Source organism: Kitasatospora sp. GP30, assembly GCF_029892145.1.
Taxonomy (GTDB): Bacteria; Actinomycetota; Actinomycetes; order Streptomycetales; family Streptomycetaceae; genus Kitasatospora; species Kitasatospora acidiphila.
In genome coordinates this window covers 1-19,941 of the sequence record NZ_JARZAH010000053.1, presented here as the reverse complement: position 1 = coordinate 19,941, position 19,941 = coordinate 1, and the positions used below count along the sequence as shown (strand labels likewise).

Here is a 19,941-nt window from a genome sequence, read left to right as displayed (position 1 = left end):
CGGCAGCGAGGGGTACGCACCCGGAATCGAACCCCGGAAGAACACGGCCGGAATCAATCCCACGGATCATTTCGGAACGGGTACGGACAGCCTGGAGCACCATAGGTCCAGCTGTTTACCGCAATGGCACGGACATGCTTCACAGGCGCCCGGAGGTACTCCTTGGGCGATCACCCGTGAACCATTTCGGGAATGTCATGAAGCGGGCACGGAAATGAAGCCGCCCGCGCGGGTCGGCAGCACCCCGGCGAAGTCGACCGGGAAATCAGGAGGGCGTACGCAAGCCGTCCAGGTGGTCGGCGAGGACGTTCAGCACGTCACCAGGCCGATCGGACAGATAGAAGTGCCCACCGGGGAACACCTTGAGCTGGAAGTCCCCCGATGTGTGGTCCTGCCAGGCGCGCGCGTCGTCGATCGAGGTCCGGGGGTCGTCATCGCCCGTCAGAGCGGTGACAGGGGAGACCAGGGCCGCGCCGGGCTCGGTGCGGTACGTTTCGGCGGCGCGGTAGTCCGCCCGCAGGGCGGGAAGGACCATGCGCAGGATTTCCTCATCCGCGAACACCGCCGGATCGGTACCGCTCAGCGTCTTCATCTCGGCCACGATGCCGTCGTCGTCGCGCAGGTGGACCTGCTCGTCGTCACGGGGACGCGAGGGTGCCCGCCTACCGGAGACGAAGACGCGGGCCAGGCTCTGCCCGTCGCGTTCCAAGCGCCTCGCGACCTCGAAGGCGACCGAGGCGCCCATGCTGTGGCCGAAGAAGGTCAGTGGCAGATCGGTCTGCTCGCGCAGGACCTCGTGAAGACGGTCGGCCAGCTCGTGGATGTCGTCCAGGCACGGCTCGAGGCGCCGGTCCTGGCGGCCGGGATACTGCACCGCCACCACGTCCGTGCGGCCGGCGAGCCGCGCCGACACCGGGTGGAAGAAGGCAGCCGACCCGCCCGCGTGCGGGAAGCAGACCAACCGCGAAACGGCCTGCGGTGAAGGATGGAAACGACGGCACCATAATCCGGCGTCGACGCGGACAGTACCCACGATGTTCGACTTCTTTCCGAGAGGCCGACGGGCCGCCGTGGACCCGCCGGGAATCGTTGAAGCGACCGGGGAGTTTACGAGTGCGCAACCTGTCCGAGGCTTGGGCACCCCGGTTCCACACCGACCACTGCGCTCCCCCGGCATTTCACCGGATCCCCGCGGCACTAGGGCAGCGGAACTCAGCACCGGCTAGCAGAAGGGTGCAGGAGGCATGCGCATCGGTGTCGAAAAATCTACTGGAGCATCACTATGTGCCCAATGAAGTCCTAGAACGTCCCCCGTGGTCGTTTCTAGCTTTCGATCACACACTACCCCGGGGGTAGTTGATCAAGCAAGTCTCGTCTCACATTGCAAACCACCTCCCTGACCTTGGCGGATGCTTTCAAAGCTTGGGTTCTCGATGGGACTTGGCCGTAAACGATGGCTTCTCGCCAACCTGGCGGAGACGTGCAGCCTCGGCCGTAGGCCGCGGCGTCAGATCCGGATGACGTAATTCGCCGACGGACCAATGTTTTCAATGTGTGTACTTCGTGTTGCATGCATGCACGCGACTGTTGCATTCATGCACACGAACGGCCCGAGAGCGGAGAACCGCCCCTTCCACCCCGGAGCACCGGGTTGCGGGTCGAGTGCACACGCCGCTGCACGGGCGCCGCGCCCTCCGCAGTCGCTCAGTCGCCGGCCGGGAGGACGATCGCGGTCAGCACGATGCCGTCGGAAACCAGCCACCTGCCCTCGAACACGGCCGGAACCGTCGGAGCGTGCGCGAGCAGCCGAGCCGTGAAGGTGCCGCCGGTCGCGTCACCGGGTGTTCGGTGGAAGGAGAGCCGGGCCTCACTGAAGTCGAGCATCCGGTGGGCGAGCGGGAACCACGTCTTGTAGACGCTCTCCTTGGCGCTGAACAGCAGCCGATCCCAAGGGACTTGGGCGTCCGCCGCGTGCGCGGCCGCCAACTCGCTCTGCTCTGCGGGCAGTGCGACGGCCTCCAGCACGCCGTCGGGCAACGGCTCGGCCGGTTCGGCGTCGATCCCCAGCGAGCGGACGTGCGTGGTCCGTGCCAGCGCCGCGGCGCGGTATCCGAGACAGTGGGTCATGCTGCCGACCACCCCGGCCGGCCACTGCGGTTCGCCACGCGGGCCGGGCAGAACCGGCGCCGGGGCCAGGCCGAGTGCGGCCATGGCCTGGCGCGCACACGCTCGCACGGTGGTGAACTCGCGACGGCGCTTCTCGACCGCCGCCTGTATCACCGCTTCCTCTTGGGGGTACAGCGTGCCCGCCGCCGTCACGTCCTCGCGGCTGTCCACGCCGGAGACGCACTCCGGCAGCAGGTCGCGGATCACGAGGACGCCGCCCCGAGACGGACCACGGACCGATCCCCGTCGACCGGCGCCTGCGGTGCGGGCAGGATCTGCCGGAGCAGCCCGCGCGGGTGACCACGCCGACGCCACTCACGCGGGTAGCCGACCGACACCTCCTCGAACCGCACACCGTCGTGCCAGGTGGTGCGCGGAATGTGAAGGTGCCCGTACACCACGGCCTCGGTGCGGTGGTCGCGGTGCCAACGCTCCGTCAGCTCGGTACCGCACCACTGCGCGAACTCCTGGCGCCACAGCGCGCGGGTCGGCTCGCGCAGCAGCGGCCAGTGGCTGACGAGCACCAAAGGGATGTCCGGATCGTGGGCGGCCAGCCGCCGTTCGGTCTCGGCGACCCTGGCGCGGCACCAGTCGGCGCGGGAGGGGTAAGGCCAATTGTGCAGCAGGAACTCGTCCGTGCACACGATGCCCGCCTCGTCCGCCTGCTGCAGCGACTGTTCCACCGTCAGACCGGGCGCGCGGAAGCTGTAGTCGTACAGCGTGAACACGGGCGCGATCGCCGCCGGCCCACCGGGCCCTCGCCAGACGGGATACGGGTCCTCCGGCGTGACCACTCCCAACTCGCGACACCGGGCCACCAGGTGTGCGTAGCGCTCGGCGCCGCGCAGTTGGACCGGGTCCTCCCGAGGGGTCCACAACTCGTGGTTCCCCGGGGTCCAGATCACCTTGGCGAACCGGCCGGCCAGCAGCCGCAGGGCCCATTCGATGTCGTCGGACAGCTCCGCGACATCGCCCGCGACAATGAGCCAGTCCTCGTCCGATCCCGGCCGCAGCGACTCGATGATCGGCCGGTTGTCGGCCATCCCGACATGCAGGTCACTGGCGGCCAGCAGGCGACCGGGCCCTGACGTCACGACAGTTCTCCTAAAGCGCCCTCGACCGCCAGGACCCGGGTCCACTGGTCAAGCAACTCGGCTCTTCTGGTCACCTTTAAGCCCCCTGCGACGGCGCGGGGCCCGGAACCGTGTGGCCCACCGGCCTCACGGATCGCGAGGTTCCCCTCTAGTTGTCATAGTCGAACTTACTAGATTCAACAGTCGGTTAGAACCCTTGACAAGTACTCGACTCATTCTCTCGTCCCTCTGAAGGGCTGCGGTCGGCTCGACACCGGCCGCAGACGCACGAACCGCCAGGTCCACGGGGCGTCGGTCGGCACCAGCAACGACGACGCTCCACTTCCCCCTTGCAGGTAGCCGCACCGGACGAGGGGTTCCAAGGGCACTGCTGCGGCTCGGGCACCACCGGGCCGAGCACCCATGACTCCGCCTCAACGGCTTTCGTCATCACCGGTGTCGAGTGGGCGGGCCGGACCAGGCCTGATGCCTCGCGGGCCCGAGGACTTGGGGTTCCTCCTGCCCGTCAGCGGGCGGCGACACGGCGCCCTGTCGATGGCCGATACCCTCAACTCGGCGACATATCCGAACACATGGGGGCTGCAGTGATGGACCACGGCATCGAACTGTCCGACGCGATCGAGGTGATCCGCCAGCAGTTGTCGGACGCGGCGGCGCGGGGTGCCGGCCAAGCGATCCAGTTCGAGGTCGGGCCGGTGACGCTCGACTTCACGGTCGAGTTGAAGCGGGACGCGCGGGCGAAGGGCGGGTTCAAGGCGTGGGTGCTGTCCGGCGACCTGGAGGGCGGGCTGACGCAGAACCAGGTCCAGAAGGTGTCGGTGACCCTCACCCCAAGGCTGGCCGGCTCTGACGACAGCGTCCTGGTGGGGAATCCGGACCTCGGCTCGCTCGACCCCTTCGGTGCCGGTCCGGCCGGTGAGGGCGAGGCGTGACGCCGTCCGCCGAGCGGGTGGCCTGGGTGCAGGGCCGGGTCCAGGGAAGCGGGTACCTGCTCACGGCGCGCGTCGTCCTGACGGCCGCGCACGTCGTCGGCGAGGCGGACCGAACCTGTCACGTGGCCGTGCCGGGCAGCCGCGCGGTCGAGTGCCGGGTGGTGTGGCTGGCGAGCCGGGGAACGGACGCCCAGGACACGGCGCTGCTCCTGGCCGGGGAGGATCTCGTCGGTCCTGACACGGCCGCCCGGTTCGCGCCCCTCGACTGGGGCCGTACCGACAGCGTGCGGCCGCTGAGGAACTGTCATGCGACGGGCTTCCCGCTCAGGGGCCGGCGCAGCCGCCGCACGGACAGCGAACAGCTGGCCGGAACCTTCCTGCCCGGCACCTCGCTCGTCGCCGGACGCTACGTCCTCGCGGACGACCACCACGTTCCCGTGACCGTCCCCGCGGCGGCCTCCCCATGGGCCGGCATGTCCGGCGCGGCCCTCTTCCACCAGGACTTCCTCATGGGCGTCGTGGTGGCCGACCACCGGCCGGGCGTCCACGGACACTCGCGGATCGAGGCCGTCCCCGCAGCCGCTCTCCTTCGCGACCCCGGATTCCGGCAGGCGGTCGCGGAGTACCTTCTCGACCTGCCGCCGCAGCCGGTCGACGTGGCGTCCGACGCGGTGCATGACCGCCGCTTCGAGCGCGCGTACGCCGCGGCCATCGGTGTCGACTACGGTCGGATCCGGATCTTCGGTCTGCGGCAGTCCACCGGTCAAGCTCGCGGTGGCTGGGCACTCGACACGGCGTACCTCAGCCTGGAAGCCCGCCCCGCGACCCAGGCGGCCGCCTTCGGTCCGCCGGGAGCCCGGGCCTTCGGCGGGCTCACCGCCGGACCGCAGCGTGTCGAACGCGTGCTCAGCGGCCGCAGCAGGGTGCTGCTGCGCGGACAGGCCGGATCGGGCAAGACCACGCTGGTGCAGTGGCTCGCCGTCCGGGCGATGGTCGGCGGACTGGGCGAGGAACTCGCCGAGCTGAACCACCGGGTACCCCTGGTCCTCCAACTGCGCAAGCTGTTCCGGCGGGGGAACCTGCAGCCCCGCCCGGAGGAGTTCCTGGAGCTCGACGGCCGCATGTGCGCCGAGCAGCAACCCAGGGGCTGGGCCCACCGGCTGCTCGGGAGCGGACGGGCACTGCTACTCATCGACGGGCTCGACGAGGTGCCCGCCGCGCAGCGCGAGGAGGTCCTCGAATGGCTCGACAACCTGCTCCGCCACTACCCCCGGGTGTGGACCCTGGCCACGGTGCGCCCATCGGCGGTTCCGCCGGGCTGGCTGGACCATCTCGGCTTCGAGGAACTGTCGCTCTGCGGCTTGGGAGAGGAGGACCGGGAGCGGTTCATCGAGCGCTGGCACCGGGCGTCCCTCCAGGAAGCGCTCTCGCCCGACGACCCACCCGCCAAAGTCGCGCGGCAGACGGCGCTGGTCGAACGGGACAGGGACGACCTGACGCGGGCGCTGGCGGGCTCGTCCGACCTCTCCCAGCTCACCGACAACCCCCTGCTGTGCGCGATGATCTGTGCGCTGAACCGGGAGTCGCACGGAGTCCTGCCCAGCCACCGCATGGAGATCTACCGCGACGCCCTGACGATGATGCTGGCCAGACGGGACCAGAGCCGCCGGATCCCCAGCCCGGAGCGGCTGCAGCTGACCGAGGCCGAACAGCTCGCGATGCTGCGGCGGATCGCCCACTGGTTGGTGCGCAACAACCAGGTCGAGGGCGGGCACCAGGACGCCGTCTCCCAGCTGGAGCGCGCGCTGCGCGACCTGCCCAACGCCGCGCGACAGGGTGACGCCGAGGCCGCCTACCTCCATCTGCTCAACCGGAGCGGCCTGATCACCGAAACCAGCGTCCAGACCTTCCAGTTCATCCACCGGACGTTCCAGGACTACTTGGCCGCGATGGAGCTCCAGGAGGAGCGCGACTTCGGCTTGCTGGTGGGCCACGCGGCCGACGAACGCTGGGGCGACGTCATCCGGATGACCATGGGGCACTGCGGCCGCCGCGACCGGGCCGAGCTCTTCGAGCGGATCCTCGCCGAGGTCGAGCGGACGTCCGGCGAACGGAGGTCGGACGTCGTCCTGCTCGCGGCCGGCTGCCTCCCGTACGCGCCCGAACTCGACCGGAGTGTGCGGGAGTCGGTGCTGGAGTGCTGCCGGGAGCAGCTGACGGACCTGCTCGCCGACCCTACGCGATGGCGTCAACTCGCGGGTGCGGGCGAGGATCTCGTCCCGCTGCTCCGCGAACTGGCGCTGCGGGGCGGGCAGGAGCTGGACCTTGACGTGGCGTGGCGGATGACCTTCCTGCTGGGCTCGATCGGCGGGGGTGCGGCGCTGGATCTCCTGGCGGAACTGGCCGACGGCGGTGTGGGCATACTGACGGCGGGGGCGCTCTGCCAGTGGCGCCACTTCGACGAACGGCAGTTCGCCTCCCGGGTACTGGCGCGGGCCGACCTCTCCTGCGGGACAATTGTCATCACGTCCCGGTCGCAGTTGCACGAGCTGAGGGCCCTGCAGCCGCCTTGGGGCCTGGATCTGCTGGGAGTCAAGGGCTTCGACGGCCCTGAGTGGGCGTTCCTGGGAGAGAGTGTCGAGAGCCTCGGGCTCTCCAATCTCGACGGCCTGCGGGACCTTTCCTTCCTCCGCGGGTGGACCCGGCTGCGGAAGCTGCGATTGTCGAGCTGCCCGAGCCTCGTGGACCTCGAACCGCTGCGTGGCCTGCCGCTGACCGACCTGACGATCGTGGACCGGCCTGACCGGCGCCCGCGCGGCCGCTCACTCGACATCCTGACCCAGCTGCCACAGTTGACCGAACTCCTGCTCAGCGGCTACGAGTTCACCGACTGGACGCCGCCGTCGGCCATTCCCACCGTCACGGACGTCCACCTGTCCTACGTGGCCGACGGCCAGCCGCTGGGGCGTCTACTGGAGGTCTTCCCCGCCATGGAGAGCCTCCGGATGTATCCGGACCCGACCGGCTGCTCCGTGATCGACCTCCGCGAGCTGAGCGACACCCCGCAGCTGCGGGTGCGAGTGGGACAGGACCAGGACGGCCCTCGCATTACGGTGGTGGGCGCGGAGCTCTTTCCCCCGGAACGGTTGACGATCACGGTGGACCCGTTGTGAGCCCACCCTCGCACCAGCGGTCAGGAGTTGTTGATGCTCCAGGCCCACAGAGCGCCCTTGGCGACGCGTGTGATCAGGGTGGTGAAGTCGTCCTTGACACCCTGCGGCGTCTTGTCCGCGGGGAACAGCGGGGCAATCGTCTCCTGGCGCTCAACCGACAGGTCGCGCGAGATGCGCCCCTTGTAGCTGTTGTAGACGGTTGCGATGTCGCGGCGAACCGCCTCACCCTCGGAGTTGCCGGGGCGCGGCACGCCGCGCTTGCGGTCGTCATTGGTGGCGGCGATGGAGGCGACGTCCATCAGGAAGCAGTCGATGAGGTCGGTCACGTCCTTCTTCTGGGCGCCCGGTTCCTGCTGCTCCGCCTCCCTGAAGAGGAGATCGGCCATCTGCAGGGCGACATCGAGGTAGATCGTGTAGCGCTGAAGGGGCAGCCCCGCACAGGCCGGGCGCTCTCCCGCACGGGCCGGGTGCTCTGGCCGCGGTCGGCGCCGTCATCCGGACAGCCCGCGTCAGGGCAGCTCCCAGGCCGGCCCGCTCTGCTTCCAGACCGCGGTCCACGCGTCGGGCCACGGCACCGCGCTGCGGTGCCCGGCGGGGACGTAGGCGGTCACGTAGCGCCCTGCGGCGGCGAGTGAGCGCGGGTGCCGGTCGGTCTCCTCCCCCCAGACCTCGAACCGGAGGGTGAGGGAGGACGTCCCGATCCGCTCGACCACGAGGATGGTCGTCACGTCCTGGCCGAACCAGAGTGGCGAGGTGAAGTCGACCTCGTACCGCACCCGGGGTGCGGCGCCGAAGTAGCCCGTGATGCCGCAGGCCCGCATGAGGGTTGCTTCCGCCGCCTCGACGAACCGCACGACGGCGGAGTTGTGGTGGTGTCCGGCCGCGTCGGTGTCCATCCATTCGACGCGGCACCGGTGGACGGCGCGGGCGAGGTCCGCGCCGTCCACCGGCTCAGGCGACGGGGGCCGGTTCACGGGTCGGCGTCCAGCGCAGGTGGACGGTCTGGTCGTGCTCGCCGGTCTTCAGCAGCGACAGGCGCGGCCGTACGGCATCGGTCCGCGAGGTGGGCGGCTTCCGGCTGCCGGCGCTGAACGGCAGCGGCCAGTCGGCGGCGGCGCCCCGGTAGTTCTGCTCGGCCGCGGCGTGCAGGGTCCAGTGCGGGTCGTAGAGGTGGGTGCGGCCGATGGCGCACAGGTCGGCGCGGCCGGCCAGCAGGATCGAGTTCACGTCGTCGTAGGAGGCGATGGCGCCCACCGCGATGACCGCCGTGCCGGTGGCGGCGGCAACCTCGTGCCGGATCCGGTCGGCGAACGGGGTCTGGTAGGAGCGGCCGTATGCGGGGCGCTCGTCCTTGGTGACCTGGCCCGAGGAGACGTCGATCGCGTCCGCGCCATGGGCGATGAAGGCGCGGGCGATCTCGACCGCGTCGTGTTCGGTGTTCCCGTCCGGCGCCCAGTCGGTCGCGGAGATGCGGACGATCACGGGCCGCTCGGCCGGCCAGGCGGCGCGGACCGCGTCGAACACCTCCAGCGGGAAGCGGAGTCGGTTCTCCAGCGGCCCGCCGTACTCGTCGGTGCGCCGGTTGGCGATCGGCGAAAGGAAGGACGACAGCAAGTAGCCGTGCGCGCAGTGCAGTTCGAGCAGGTCGAAGCCGGCTTCGGCGCCGCGCCGGGCGGCGGCGACGAAGTCGGCGGTGATCCGGTCCAGGTCGGCTCGGGTGGCCTCGCGCGGGACGGGCGATCCGGCCCCGTAGGGCCGGGGTGACGGGCCGACGATGTCCCAACTGCCGTCGTGGAGCGGCTCGTCCATGCCCTCCCACATGAGCCGGGTGGAGCCCTTGCGGCCCGAGTGGCCGAGTTGGAGGCCGATCCGGGCGGTGCTCTGCTGGTGCACATAGGACACGATCCTGGCCCAGGAGTCCCGTTGGGCGTCGGTCCACAGGCCGCTGCAGCCAGGGGTGATGCGGCCCTCGGCTGAGACGCAGACCATCTCGGTCATCACCAGCCCGGCGCCGCCCATCGCCTTGGACCCCAGATGGACGAGGTGGAAGTCGCCCGGTACGCCGTCGACGGCGGAGTACATGTCCATCGGGGAGACGATGACCCGGTTCTTCAACTCCAGCCGCCCCAACCGGAAGGGCTGGAACATCGCGGGCACGATGCCGTCGAGCCCCTGGGAGGCGGCGAAGGCGCGGTCCACGCGGTCGGCGAACTCCGGGTCGCGGGTGCGCAGGTTGTCGTAGGTGATCCGGCGCGACCGGGTGAGCAGGTTGAAGCAGAACTGGACCGGCTCCTGGTGGACGTACCTGCCGATGTTCTCGAACCACTCCAGCGAGGCCTGCGCGGCCCGCTGGGTGGATTCGACGACGGGCCGCCGCTCGCTCTCGTAGGCCGTCAACGCCTCCTGGAGGTCCGGGTGTTCATGGAGGCAGGCGGCGAGCGCGAGTGCGTCCTCCATCGCCAGCTTGGTTCCCGAGCCGATCGAGAAGTGCGCGGTGTGGGCCGCGTCGCCGAGGAGCACGGTGTTGCCGTGGTGCCAGCGCTCGTTGCGCACGGTGGTGAAGTCGAGCCACCGCGAGTTGTTCGCGAACAGCCGGTGGCCGTCCAGCTCGGCGGCGAAGATCCGGGCGATGCGGTCGACGGCCTGATCGTCCGAAGCACCGGGCGGGAACTGGACGTTCTCGGTGGCGTCGAAGCCCGCGCGCCGCCACACGTCCTCGTGCATCTCGACGATGAAGGTGGAACCGCCGTCGGAGTAGGGGTAGCCGTGGACCTGCATGGTCCCCCACTCGGTCTGCTGGATGAAGAACTGGAACGCCTCGAAGACCAGGTCGGTGCCGAGCCACATGTACTTGTTGTGCCGACGGTCCAGGGCGGGCCGGAAGACGTCCGAATGCGCCTGCCGGATCCGGGAGTTGACGCCGTCGGCCGCGATGACCAGATCGTGGCCGGCGGCGAGCTCGGCCGCGTCGGGCGCGGGTGTCGAGAAGTGCAGGGCTACGCCGAGGCCGCGGCAGCGCTCCTGCAGCAGGTGGAGCAGCTCCTTGCGGCTCATCGCCGCGAAGCCCTGACCGCCGACGGTGTGGCGCTGCCCGTGGATGTGGATGTCGATGTCGGTCCAGCGGGCGAAGCGGGTGGCCATGGCGGTGGCGAACTCGGTGTCGGCGTTCTCGATGCCGCCGAGCGTCTCGTCCGAGAACACCACGCCGAAGCCGAACGTGTCGTCCGGGGCGTTGCGTTCCCAGACGGTGACTTCATGGGCCGGGTCGAGCTGCTTCATCAGGGCAGCGAAGTAGAGGCCGCCGGGGCCACCGCCGACGATCGCGATCTTCACGGGGGTTCCTCTCACTGCTCGGCGGCGGGCGCGGCGGCCTGCTCGTCGTCGACGATCCTGCGGAGCGCGAAGCGCTGCAGCTTGCCGTTGACGTTGCGCGGCAGCGCGGTGCAGAAGCGCACGTCGCGGGGGTACTTGTAGGGGGCCAGGACCTGCTTCACGTGGTTCTGGATCTCCTCGGCCTTGGCGGCGTCGCCGAGCACGCCGTCGCGTAACACGACGAAGGCGCAGACGACCGAGCCGCGCTCGACGTCGGGTTTGCCGACGACGCCCGACTCCAGCACATCGGGGTGGGTGTCGATGGCGGCCTCGACCTCGGGCCCGCCGATGTTGTATCCGGAGGAGACGATCATGCCGTCGATGCGGGCCTGGTAGTGGAAGTAGCCGTCCTGGTCCCGGTGGAAGACGTCGCCGGTGACGTTCCAGCCGTTCATCACGTAGTCCTGCTGGCGCGGGTCGTCCAGGTAGCGGCAGCCGATGGGGCCGATGACGCCCAGCCAACCGGGTTCGCCGGGGCCCAGCTCGTTCCCGTCGGGGTCCAGGATGGTGGCGCGGTAGCCGGGCAGTGGTCGCCCGGTGGCACCGGGGCGGATGTCCTCGCCGGCCGCCGAGATGAAGATGTGCAGCAGCTCGGTGGTGCCGATGCCGTCGATGATGCTGAGCCCGAGCCGCTCGCTGAGCTGTTCCCAGGTGCTCTGTGGCAGGTGCTCACCGGCGGACACGCCGGCGCGCAGCCCGGCGAGCCGCTGCTCCTGCCCTTCCCGCAGGATCGCCTTGTAGGCCGTGGGCGCGGTGGCGAGCACCGTGACGTGCTTCTGCTCGACGAGTTCGGCGAGTTGCAGCGGACTGGCGGACTCGGTCAGCAGCACGCCGGCGCCGGCCCGCAGCGGGAAGACGACGAGCATGCCGAGGCCGAAGGTGAAGGCGAGGGGCGCGGAGCAGGCCACCGTGTCGCCGACCGCCAGCCCGAGCACGGGGCGCCCGAAGGTGTGGTCGATGGAGAGCAGGTCCCGGTGGAAGTGCATGGTGATCTTCGGAACGCCGGTGCTGCCCGAGGTCGGGCCGAGGAGTGCCACGTCGTCGGCCGCGGTCGGCACATTGGTGAACCGTCCGGACTTGGCCGCCGCGCGGGCCGTCAGATCCTGCGAGCCGGTGCCGCCGCACGCCACGACCGCCATCGACGGCAGGGTGGTGTCCTTGACCAGCTGGGCGTCCTCGGCGAACCGCCGGTCCACCAGGGCGACGGCGGGCCTGGTCCGGTCGACGATCGGGGCCAGCTCACCGGCGCGGAGCGCGGCCACGGTGGTCACGGCTATGCAGCCGGCCTTGAGCACACCGAGCCAGCAGGCCACCGTCCAGGGGTTGTTGGGAGAACGCAGCAGCACCCGCTGCCCGGGGACCAGGCCGAGGTCTTCGGTCAGCACTTGGGCGACCTGGTTGGCCCGGGTCTGGAGCTCGCCGTAGGTCCAGGTCTCTCCGCCGGGTGTGAGCAGCGCCGGGCGGTCCGCTCCATAGGTCTGGACGGGGACGTCGATGAGCTCGGTGGCGGCGTTCAGCCGGTCCGGGTACCGCAGTTCCGGCGTGGTGAACTCGATCACGGGCCACAGGTGGGCGGGCGGGAGGTGGTCGCGGGCGAAGGTGTCCTGGTGAGCCGAGGGTGAGAGTGACACGGAAGTGGTCCTTCCAAGGGCCCGCCGGTGCAGGCGGTCGGGCAGTCAGGCGGAGCGGATCATGCCCTCCTGGGCCACGGTGGCCAGCTGACGGCCGTCCCGGGTGAAGAACCGGCCGGTGCCGAGGCCGCGGCCGTTGTCGGCGGCCACCGCCTCCTGGACGTAGAGCAGCCAGTCGTCGACGGGTCCGGGCCGGTGGAACCACATGGCGTGGTCCAGGCTCGCGGTGACCAGCCCGGGGGTGGCCCAGGCCAGGCCGAGCACGCGCAGCACGGGTTCGAGGATCGTGTAGTCGCACACGTAGGCGAGCGCGGCCTGGTCCCGCTGGGCCTCGCTCAGCCCTTCGACCGACCGCAGCGGGTCGAAGGGCTTCAGCCACACCGCCTGGTGCGGCGCCTGCTTCCCCTCGACGGTGAGGTAGACCGGTCCGGGCACATGGCGCATGTCGAAGCTCCGACCGTGGGACCAGTACGCCTTCGACGCATCGGTCATCGAGCCGCCGCGGCGCTGCGCGAGGTACTCGGCCGAGCTGGGCAGTTCCTCGGGATCGGGGATCTCGGCGGCGAAGGATTCCTGGAAGGTGCCGCCGGGCTCGCCGGCGGCGAAGTTGGCCAGGCAGACGTAGACCGGCTTGCCGTTCTGATAGGCGCGCACCTGCCGGGTGCTGTACCCGCGGCCGTCCCGCAGCAGCTCCACCTCGTGGCGCACCGCGGCTCCGATGTCGACCGGCCGCAGGAAGTAACTGTGCATCGAGTGCAGGGTCTTGCCGTCGGTCACCGACCGCATGGCGGCGGCCGCGGCCTGGGCGACCAGGTCGCCTCCGTAGGCCTTGGGCCAGGGGCACGGCTGGGTGACGGCGGTGAAGGCGAGGTCGAAGTGCTCGGCCTCGGCCGGGGTGAGGGTGACGGCCGAGGTGAAGACGGCCGAGGTGGCGAGCGGGCCGGCGGTCATCGGTCCAGCCAGTCGCGCAGGTCGGCGTCGGCGACGTCGGGCAGGTTGACGACGATGTTCTCCGGGGTGCGGGTGGTCATCCACAGCAGCGGCTCGGTGCGCGAGAGATTGCACTCGATGTGGGGCATGAAGGGCGGCACGAAGACCCAGTCGCCCTCCGCCATGTCGACGTAGTCCTCGAACTTCTCGCCGAAGTAGATGCGCCCCCGGCCGGACAGCAGGTAGCCGCCGGTCTCGGCCTCACCGTGGTGGTGGGAGACCGAGCGGTAGCCGGGCTCGTTGCTGACCTTGCCGAACCAGAGCTTGGTGGCCGGGGTGTGCTGGATGCTGACGCCTGAGACGCGCACGGCCCCTCCGGAGTCGGCGGTGCCCTGGTCCTCCGCGCCGGCCCGCGTCACCACGGGCGCGACCAGACCGCTGGGCAGCCGGTACATCGAGTTGTCGCCCTCGAGGCGGTACTTGCTGCTGTGCTGGATGTGCGGCTGGCGCCGCGGGCTGGGCTCCATGGGAACGGCTCCGTTTCGATAGCCGGCTTCAACGGGTATCTCGTATTTTTCACGGCCGTCATTTATTGTCAATACGTGCGGCGCCGCCCCACCCGGGTGGCCCCGCAGCCAGTCGCAGCCTTCACCGGAGGTGCCATGCCGCCCGTCGCCGTGAACCCGAAGTCCCTTCCCGCGCCGAGTGGTTACTCGCACGGGACGCTGGCCGGCAACACCCTCTACCTGGGTGGCCAGACCGCTCTCGACGCCGAAATGAAGATCGTCCCGGGCGGGATCGTGGAGCAGTTCCGTCAGGCGTTCGGCAATGTGCTCGCGACGCTGCGCCAGGCGGGCGGCCGGCCGGAGGACTTGGTCAGCGTGACCATCTACCTCACCGACATCCCCGACTACCAGGCGCACGGCAAGGAGATCGGCCGGGTCTGGCGCGAGCTCGCCGGCCCGGTCTACCCGGCCATGGCCGGCATCGGGTGCACCGCCCTGTGGCAGCCCGAAGCCACGATCGAGATCCTGGGCGTCGCCGTGATCCCGGACGACCGGCTGGTGCGGCCGGCCGGCTGAGCCCGGGCCGTGGTGCGGCGTCGACCCGATACGCGGGCCGCGTCGCGGTGGAACCCGATATCGATGTTTCTTGATGACGGACAGGAAGGATGCACACGCATGGGGCGGCAGGGATGAAACTCGCGTCTGTCACCGTGAACGGCACCCGGCACGCCGGCGTCGTCCTGGAGGCCGAGGCGGCGGTGGCGCTGCTGCCGGGGTCCGTCGGCACGGTCGACGACCTCGTCCGCGGCGGTCCGACCGCCCTCGACGCGGCGCGCAACGCACTCTCCGGCGCGCGGACGGTCGGGCTCTCGGAGGTCCGCCTCGAAGCACCGCTGCACCGGTTCAACCGCGACATCCTGTGCACCGGTTGGAACTACTGCGACCACTTCGAGGAGTCGAAGGGCAAGCGCGAGGGCCAGGACCCGGCCACCCGCCCGGCCCGTCCGACCTTCTTCACCAAGGGCCCGGACACCGTCATCGGCCCGGTCGACGACATCGCCTACGACGCGGAGTTGTCCGGCCAGTGGGACTACGAGGCGGAGATCGCCCTCGTCATCGGCCGCGACGGCCGGTCGATCCCCGAGGAGAAGGCCCGCGAGCACATCTTCGGCTACCTCGTCGCCAACGACGTCTCCCAGCGCGACCTCCAACGGGCACACGGCGGCCAGTGGCTCAAGGGCAAGAGCATCGACGCCACGATGCCGCTCGGCCCCTGGCTCACCACCGCCGACGAGGTGGCCGACCCCGACGACCTGCGGGTGCAGTGCCGGGTCAACGACGTGCTGCTGCAGAACGCCAGCAGCTCCCAGATGGCCTTCTCCTTCGCCCGGATCATCGCCGAACTCAGCCAGGGCATGACCCTGCGGGCCGGTGACGTCATCCTCACCGGCACCCCGAGCGGCATCGGAAGCGCCCGGGACCCGCAGGTCTTCCTGCGCGACGGCGACCTGGTCGTCACCCGGGTCAGCGGCCTCGGCGAGCTCCGCAACCGAGTGGTCTCGACCTCCCTGACCTGACGAACCATCGCCCGCCCGCAACGAGGCTCCGGAGCGGGCACGAACCGCTCACCCGCGAGGCGATAGGCTGCCGAGCGGAGTGATCATACGGTCGGCAGCGGCCCGGAGCAGCAAGGACGGAGCGCGTGGACGTCGCCAGTGAGCCGGTGCCGGTTCAGTTCGAAGCGCCGACGGCGACCGGCCGGGACACCCGCCTCGGTCCGCTGATCATCACGGTCTTCGGCCTGTACGCCCGAGCGGAGCAGAACTGGCTCTCGGTGGCATCGGTGGTGCGGCTCATGGCGGACCTCGGCGTGGAGGCGCAGGCCGTCCGGTCGTCGATCTCCCGGCTCAAGCGCCGTGGCGTGCTCCAGAGCACGCGTCACGCGGGCGTCGCCGGCTACTCGCTGGCGGCCCCGGCCCTGGAGACGCTCGCCGAAGGCGATGTGCGGATCTTCGAGCGCGTCCGTGCGGTCGCCGAGGACGGCTGGGTCGTGGTGGTGTTCTCCGTCCCGGAATCCGAGCGGGGGAAACGGCACGAGCTCAGGACCAGCCTGACCCAACTCGGCTACGGCACGGCCGCACCAGGGGTGTGGGTCGCGCCGGGGAACCTGGCGGCCGAGACCCGTCGAACCCTGGAGCGGCGCGGGCTGTCCGAGTACGTCGACATCTTCACCGGCGACCACTTCGCCTTCGGCGATCTGCGGTCCAAGGTCCGCGCCTGGTGGGACCTGGATGAACTCGCCGCCCTGTACTCGGACTTCCTGCGCCGCTACCGCCCGGTCCGCGACGCGGCGCGGGCGATCGAGAAGCCCCCGCCGGAGGCCTTCCAGCTCTACGTACCGATGCTCACCGAGTGGCGCCGGCTGCCGTACCGCGACCCCGGGCTGCCGCTGTCACTGCTGCCGCCGGGCTGGAACGGAGTCACCGCCGGCGCGCTGTTCGACGAGTTGAACACCCTGCTCGGCACTCCGGCACGCGAGCACGCCCTCGAAGTGATCCACGCACAGGGGTAGTCGGGGAGTTCGGGCTCTGCTTCAAGCTCCCCCGAGCCGCACAGCACGGCCGTGCAACCCCGTCTCATGGGCGAGGAAGCTCAGGATGTCGGTGGCCAGCGCGTGGTCCTGGCTGCGTCCTCGTCTGCCATGGCCCGTATCGCTCGACATCCTCAGCAGGACCGGGCGGTCGCTGGTGGTGGCGTTCTGCAGGGCCGCGCACATCTTGCGCGCGTGCACCGGATCGACTCGGGTGTCGTTCTCGTGGGCCAGGAGCAGCGTCGACGGATACGCCCGGCCCCGGCCCTGCGCGGCACGCTGGTACGGGGAGTACGAGAGCAGCCAGCGGAGTTCCTCGGGTCGGGCCGCGCTGCCGTACTCCGGCGTCCAGGCGCCGCCCAGGCCGAACCGCTCGTAGCGGACCATGTCCATGAGGGGCGCGACGCAGACGGCAGCCGCGTAGAGCTCCGGCCGCTGGGTGAGCGCGGCGCCCGCCAGCAGGCCGGCGTTGCTGGCCCCGAGCAGGCCGAGACCGTGCTCGGACGTCCATCCCGCCTCGATGAGCCATTCGGCGGCCCGGTTCAGGTCGTCGACGCTGTTCTGCTTGCGGGCCCCACGGCCGTCGCGGTGCCAGACCGCCCCGTACTCTCCGCCGCCCCTGACGGAGGCCACGGCGCAGATCCCCCCGGCTTCCACCCAGGCGTGGAGCAGTGCGTCATAGGCGGGCGTGACCGCGATGCCGAAGCCGCCGTAGCAGGTGAGCAGGGTCGGGCGGGGACCGGAGCGCTCGCGGGGAGCGATCACGCAGACCGGCACCGACGTGCCGTCCACGGACGGGTAGAACGTCCTGAACTGCCGTTGTGTGGTGTGTCGTTGGCGAGTGGTACCGCGCACTCCGGCTGTGCGGTGATAGCTGAAGGGCGCCCTGGGGGTGAGGTAGTCGCCGTACGAGAAGCCGACCCGGTCGGCGGGCACCGTCGGCGACGAGAGGTGCGCGATGGTGCCGGTGGCCGTGAGCAGCGTCTGCGCCTCGCCGTAGCGAGCGGGCTCGGACGGGGCCGGGTAGCGGACGAGTTCATGAGCCGCGTCACGGAGCCGGCTGACCAGGATCTCGGGGGCCGCACCGCGCTGCCCGAGGAGGGCGAAGCTGATCAGGACGGCGTCGGGCGCCTCCGGCACGATCTCCTGCCAGTGCGCCGGGCCCTCCGTGGCCGACCTGGCGACGCACAGTCGCCCTCGGTCGGCTCCGTGGGTGGTGCGGAGGTAGAGCCGGTCGTCCGGTCCGACGGCGGCCGTGGTGACGGCCGTTCCCGCGGACTGGACCACGCACCAGCGCGGTGCCTCGGGCGAGGAGTCGGCAAGGTCGGCGAGGTGGATCCCATTGGGGGCGCCGGGCCCGGGAGAGGCGTCCACGAGAAGCCAACGACCGTGGTACAGAAGGACCTTGAGCGAACCTGGACGGTCCGGGGTGAAGACCACGCGGTCCATGGCCTGGGTGGTACCCAACCGGTGCAGCATGACGCGGCGGTGCAGTGCGGCCCCGCGCGGTTTGCAGTGGACATAGTAGAAACCCGAACTGTCGGGCAGCCAGGCGATCGGACCGCCCCGGGTGCCCGCCGCCTCCGGCGCGTCCTCGCCCGTGACGAGCCGACGGACGTGCAGGGTGCACCACTCGGTGCCGCGCGCGGAGACCTGGTAGGCGATCAGGTGCCCGTCCGGCGAGACGTCCCACGCCTCCAATACGGCCCCTTCCCGGCCGCCGACGTCGAGGACGCAGTCCTCGGTGCCGTCCGGTCCGCGCCGCCACACGCTGTCGCGTTCGTCGTTCGCCCGCCGGCGCGTGAAGAACTCCGCCTCCCCCCGGGGACGCGGCACCGAGACCTGGTCGTGGGCAAGGGACGCCTCCAGCAGGGCCGCCATCGCATCCCGCCCGGGCAGCCGCTTCAGGTACGCCTGCGCGAGGTCGTGCTGGCGGGCGAGCCAGTCACGTGTGGCGGGTGCCTCTGCCTCCTCAAGCCACCGGTACGGGTCGAGGACGCGGTGCCCGTGGAGGACGTCCATGGTCTCGCCGCGTGGGGCGGGCGGGTAGTGGAACGGCATCAGGGCCTCCCAGCGGTCTCGGGGATCGGAGCCGCTCGGGTGCGAGGGCTCAGTAGCCACAGCGGGCCGGCGGCCCCCAGCGCCACCGCCAGCCAGAGGACGGGCGTCGCCCCGGTGCTTGACGCCAGCAGCCCGGCGCCCAGCGCGCCCGCGATCTGTCCGATCGCGCCGAGGATCTGCAACGACACACCCGCCCGGCCGAGTTGAGCCTCCGGCACGACGACGGTGACGTAGCCGGTGAGACCGATGTTGGAGACCGCACCGCAGCACGCCTGGCCCGCCATGGAGGCGGAGACCAGCACGGTCGCGAGCCACCAGGGCCCGGCGGCGAGTGGCAGCAGGGCAGCGGTCAGCGCCACGCCGAGCAGGCCCGCGACCGCGAGGGACAACGGCGGCAGCCGCCGGGTGAGCCGCACGCCCAGGGCCGAGCCGACGAGTCCGGTCGCTCCGGCGAGCACGAAGACCATGCCGTACCAGGACCCCGGGACGGCCAGGTCACGCAGCAGGTAGGGGGCGAGCAGCGCGCTGATCGCCCCGCTCCCGGCGGCCCCGGCCAGGACCGCGGGCAGCAGCCGGCGCAGCGCGGGATCGGTGGGCCACCAGGCCCGGCCCGTGCCTGGTGCGGGCTCTTCAGGCTTGGGGGGCTCGGACCTCCGGGCGGGCTCCTCGGCGGCCTCCCGGGCAGGGCGTGCGGTTCGGTCGGGCGTGCGGATGGCCAGCAGGCAGACCGCGCTGACGGCGAAACTGGCCGCGTCGCAGATGAAGGGGGCAGTGGCACCCAGGCCGGTGATGAGCAGGCCGAACACAGCCCGTCCCAGCAGCCCGCCGACCTGCTCCCCGCCCTGGAGCCAGCCGCGTGCGCGGATGAGCGCCTCGCCTGGCACGAGGGTGCGCAGGTGGGCGAAATAGCCGGCCTCCACCACGAGGCCGCAGGCGCCGAGAACGGCGGCGAGCAAGGTCAGGGTGGAGAGGGTCAGTCGGTTGGCGGCGAGGGCGACGGCCGCCGCGAACAGCGCAGCGCAGGCCAGCAGATCGGCCCGGACGAGCCAGCGCCGCTTGCGTGGGCGGCGGTCCAACCAGCCGGCCAGGGGAAAGCCGAAGAGCAGCATGACGACGGGTGGGGCAGCCGCGATCACGCCGGTCTGGCCGGTGGAGGCGGCCAGTTGGTGCACGGCCAGGTACGGCAGGGCGACGGTGGTCAGCGCGGAGCCGGCGGCGGAGGTGGTCTGCCCGAGCAGATACCACCGGAAGTCGCGCTTCACCTCTTCTCCCTTCCTCACTGGTGTGAGTGTGCGTGTGGGAGGCAGCCGCGGTGCGGCCGCCTCCCACACGGTTGTTCAGCCGGCTTGCGCTCAGGCGACCTGGACGCCGCCGCAGCCGATGATGCTGACGGAGCTCCACGGCGCGTCGTCGGTGTCGACGTCGGCGGAAAGAACCTGCAGAGCAAGAACGTTGGTCATTTCAATTCACCTCCTCTCGCATGTGG

At 70.8% G+C, this 19,941-nt stretch carries 17 protein-coding genes; 5 read left to right on the top strand and 12 right to left on the bottom strand.

Annotated elements, in window-relative coordinates; genetic code table 11:
* Positions 1–265: 265 nt before the first annotated feature.
* The 3 genes from P3T35_RS37360 to P3T35_RS37350 form a co-directional block, all read right to left on the bottom strand.
* Positions 266–1,033, bottom strand: a complete 768-nt coding sequence (locus tag P3T35_RS37360; RefSeq protein ID WP_280709405.1) for an alpha/beta fold hydrolase — start codon at positions 1,031–1,033, stop codon at positions 266–268.
* Between the two features lie 671 nt (positions 1,034–1,704).
* On the bottom strand, positions 1,705–2,373 hold the full coding sequence (locus tag P3T35_RS37355) for a 4'-phosphopantetheinyl transferase superfamily protein (protein ID WP_101378495.1): 669 nt from the start codon (positions 2,371–2,373) through the stop codon (positions 1,705–1,707).
* Complete coding sequence (locus tag P3T35_RS37350; protein ID WP_280709409.1) at positions 2,370–3,209, bottom strand: metallophosphoesterase; 840 nt, start codon at positions 3,207–3,209, stop codon at positions 2,370–2,372. Before P3T35_RS37350 ends, P3T35_RS37355 begins: the two co-directional genes overlap by 4 nt.
* 623 nt (positions 3,210–3,832) lie before the next feature.
* Here P3T35_RS37350 and P3T35_RS37345 point away from each other — a divergent pair.
* Both P3T35_RS37345 and P3T35_RS37340 read left to right on the top strand, forming a co-directional pair.
* Positions 3,833–4,192, top strand: coding sequence for a trypco2 family protein (locus P3T35_RS37345; RefSeq protein ID WP_218976620.1), 360 nt, complete (start codon positions 3,833–3,835; stop codon positions 4,190–4,192).
* A complete protein-coding gene (locus tag P3T35_RS37340; RefSeq protein WP_101378498.1) occupies positions 4,189–7,365 on the top strand; it encodes a serine protease in 3,177 nt (1,058 codons plus the stop codon). Before P3T35_RS37345 ends, P3T35_RS37340 begins: the two co-directional genes overlap by 4 nt.
* A gap of 20 nt (positions 7,366–7,385) precedes the next feature.
* Here P3T35_RS37340 and P3T35_RS37335 read toward each other — a convergent pair whose 3' ends face one another.
* The 6 genes from P3T35_RS37335 to P3T35_RS37310 form a co-directional block, all read right to left on the bottom strand.
* Entirely contained in the window at positions 7,386–7,751 is a 366-nt protein-coding gene (locus tag P3T35_RS37335) for a hypothetical protein (RefSeq protein ID WP_101378499.1), read from the bottom strand.
* Positions 7,752–7,874: 123 nt separating this feature from the next.
* Positions 7,875–8,312, bottom strand: a complete 438-nt coding sequence (locus tag P3T35_RS37330; protein ID WP_280709401.1) for a thioesterase family protein — start codon at positions 8,310–8,312, stop codon at positions 7,875–7,877.
* 4 nt (positions 8,313–8,316) lie between these two features.
* Positions 8,317–10,698: a bifunctional salicylyl-CoA 5-hydroxylase/oxidoreductase gene (locus P3T35_RS37325; protein ID WP_101378500.1), complete on the bottom strand. Its 2,382-nt coding sequence runs from the start codon at positions 10,696–10,698 to the stop codon at positions 8,317–8,319.
* An 11-nt stretch (positions 10,699–10,709) separates the two neighbouring features.
* Positions 10,710–12,368: an AMP-binding protein gene (locus P3T35_RS37320; protein ID WP_101378501.1), complete on the bottom strand. Its 1,659-nt coding sequence runs from the start codon at positions 12,366–12,368 to the stop codon at positions 10,710–10,712.
* 45 nt (positions 12,369–12,413) lie between these two features.
* A complete protein-coding gene (locus P3T35_RS37315; RefSeq protein ID WP_101378502.1) occupies positions 12,414–13,319 on the bottom strand; it encodes an acyl-CoA thioesterase domain-containing protein in 906 nt (301 codons plus the stop codon).
* On the bottom strand, positions 13,316–13,825 hold the full coding sequence (locus tag P3T35_RS37310) for a cupin domain-containing protein (RefSeq protein ID WP_101378503.1): 510 nt from the start codon (positions 13,823–13,825) through the stop codon (positions 13,316–13,318). The genes P3T35_RS37315 and P3T35_RS37310 overlap by 4 nt, the downstream gene beginning before the upstream one ends.
* 135 nt (positions 13,826–13,960) lie before the next feature.
* On the opposite strand from P3T35_RS37310, the gene P3T35_RS37305 reads away from it, so the two are divergent.
* From P3T35_RS37305 to P3T35_RS37295, 3 genes are all read left to right on the top strand, one after another.
* Positions 13,961–14,380 (top strand): RidA family protein, encoded by a 420-nt coding sequence (locus P3T35_RS37305; protein ID WP_101378504.1) that lies wholly within the window; start codon positions 13,961–13,963, stop codon positions 14,378–14,380.
* A gap of 113 nt (positions 14,381–14,493) precedes the next feature.
* Positions 14,494–15,381, top strand: coding sequence for a fumarylacetoacetate hydrolase family protein (locus tag P3T35_RS37300; protein WP_101378505.1), 888 nt, complete (start codon positions 14,494–14,496; stop codon positions 15,379–15,381).
* A 125-nt stretch (positions 15,382–15,506) separates the two neighbouring features.
* Positions 15,507–16,376: a PaaX family transcriptional regulator C-terminal domain-containing protein gene (locus tag P3T35_RS37295; protein WP_280709399.1), complete on the top strand. Its 870-nt coding sequence runs from the start codon at positions 15,507–15,509 to the stop codon at positions 16,374–16,376.
* 21 nt (positions 16,377–16,397) lie between these two features.
* Here P3T35_RS37295 and P3T35_RS37290 read toward each other — a convergent pair whose 3' ends face one another.
* The 3 genes from P3T35_RS37290 to P3T35_RS37280 all read right to left on the bottom strand — a co-directional run bounded on the left by P3T35_RS37290 (position 16,398) and on the right by P3T35_RS37280 (position 19,915).
* The gene (locus P3T35_RS37290) at positions 16,398–18,455 is read right to left on the bottom strand and encodes a prolyl oligopeptidase family serine peptidase (protein ID WP_101378506.1); all 2,058 of its coding nucleotides are present in this window, start codon (positions 18,453–18,455) and stop codon (positions 16,398–16,400) included.
* A complete protein-coding gene (locus P3T35_RS37285; protein WP_180356262.1) occupies positions 18,455–19,717 on the bottom strand; it encodes an MFS transporter in 1,263 nt (420 codons plus the stop codon). Before P3T35_RS37285 ends, P3T35_RS37290 begins: the two co-directional genes overlap by 1 nt.
* Before the next feature lie 90 nt (positions 19,718–19,807).
* Complete coding sequence (locus tag P3T35_RS37280) at positions 19,808–19,915, bottom strand: class III lanthipeptide (RefSeq protein ID WP_218976621.1); 108 nt, start codon at positions 19,913–19,915, stop codon at positions 19,808–19,810.
* Between the last annotated feature and the right edge of the window lie 26 nt (positions 19,916–19,941).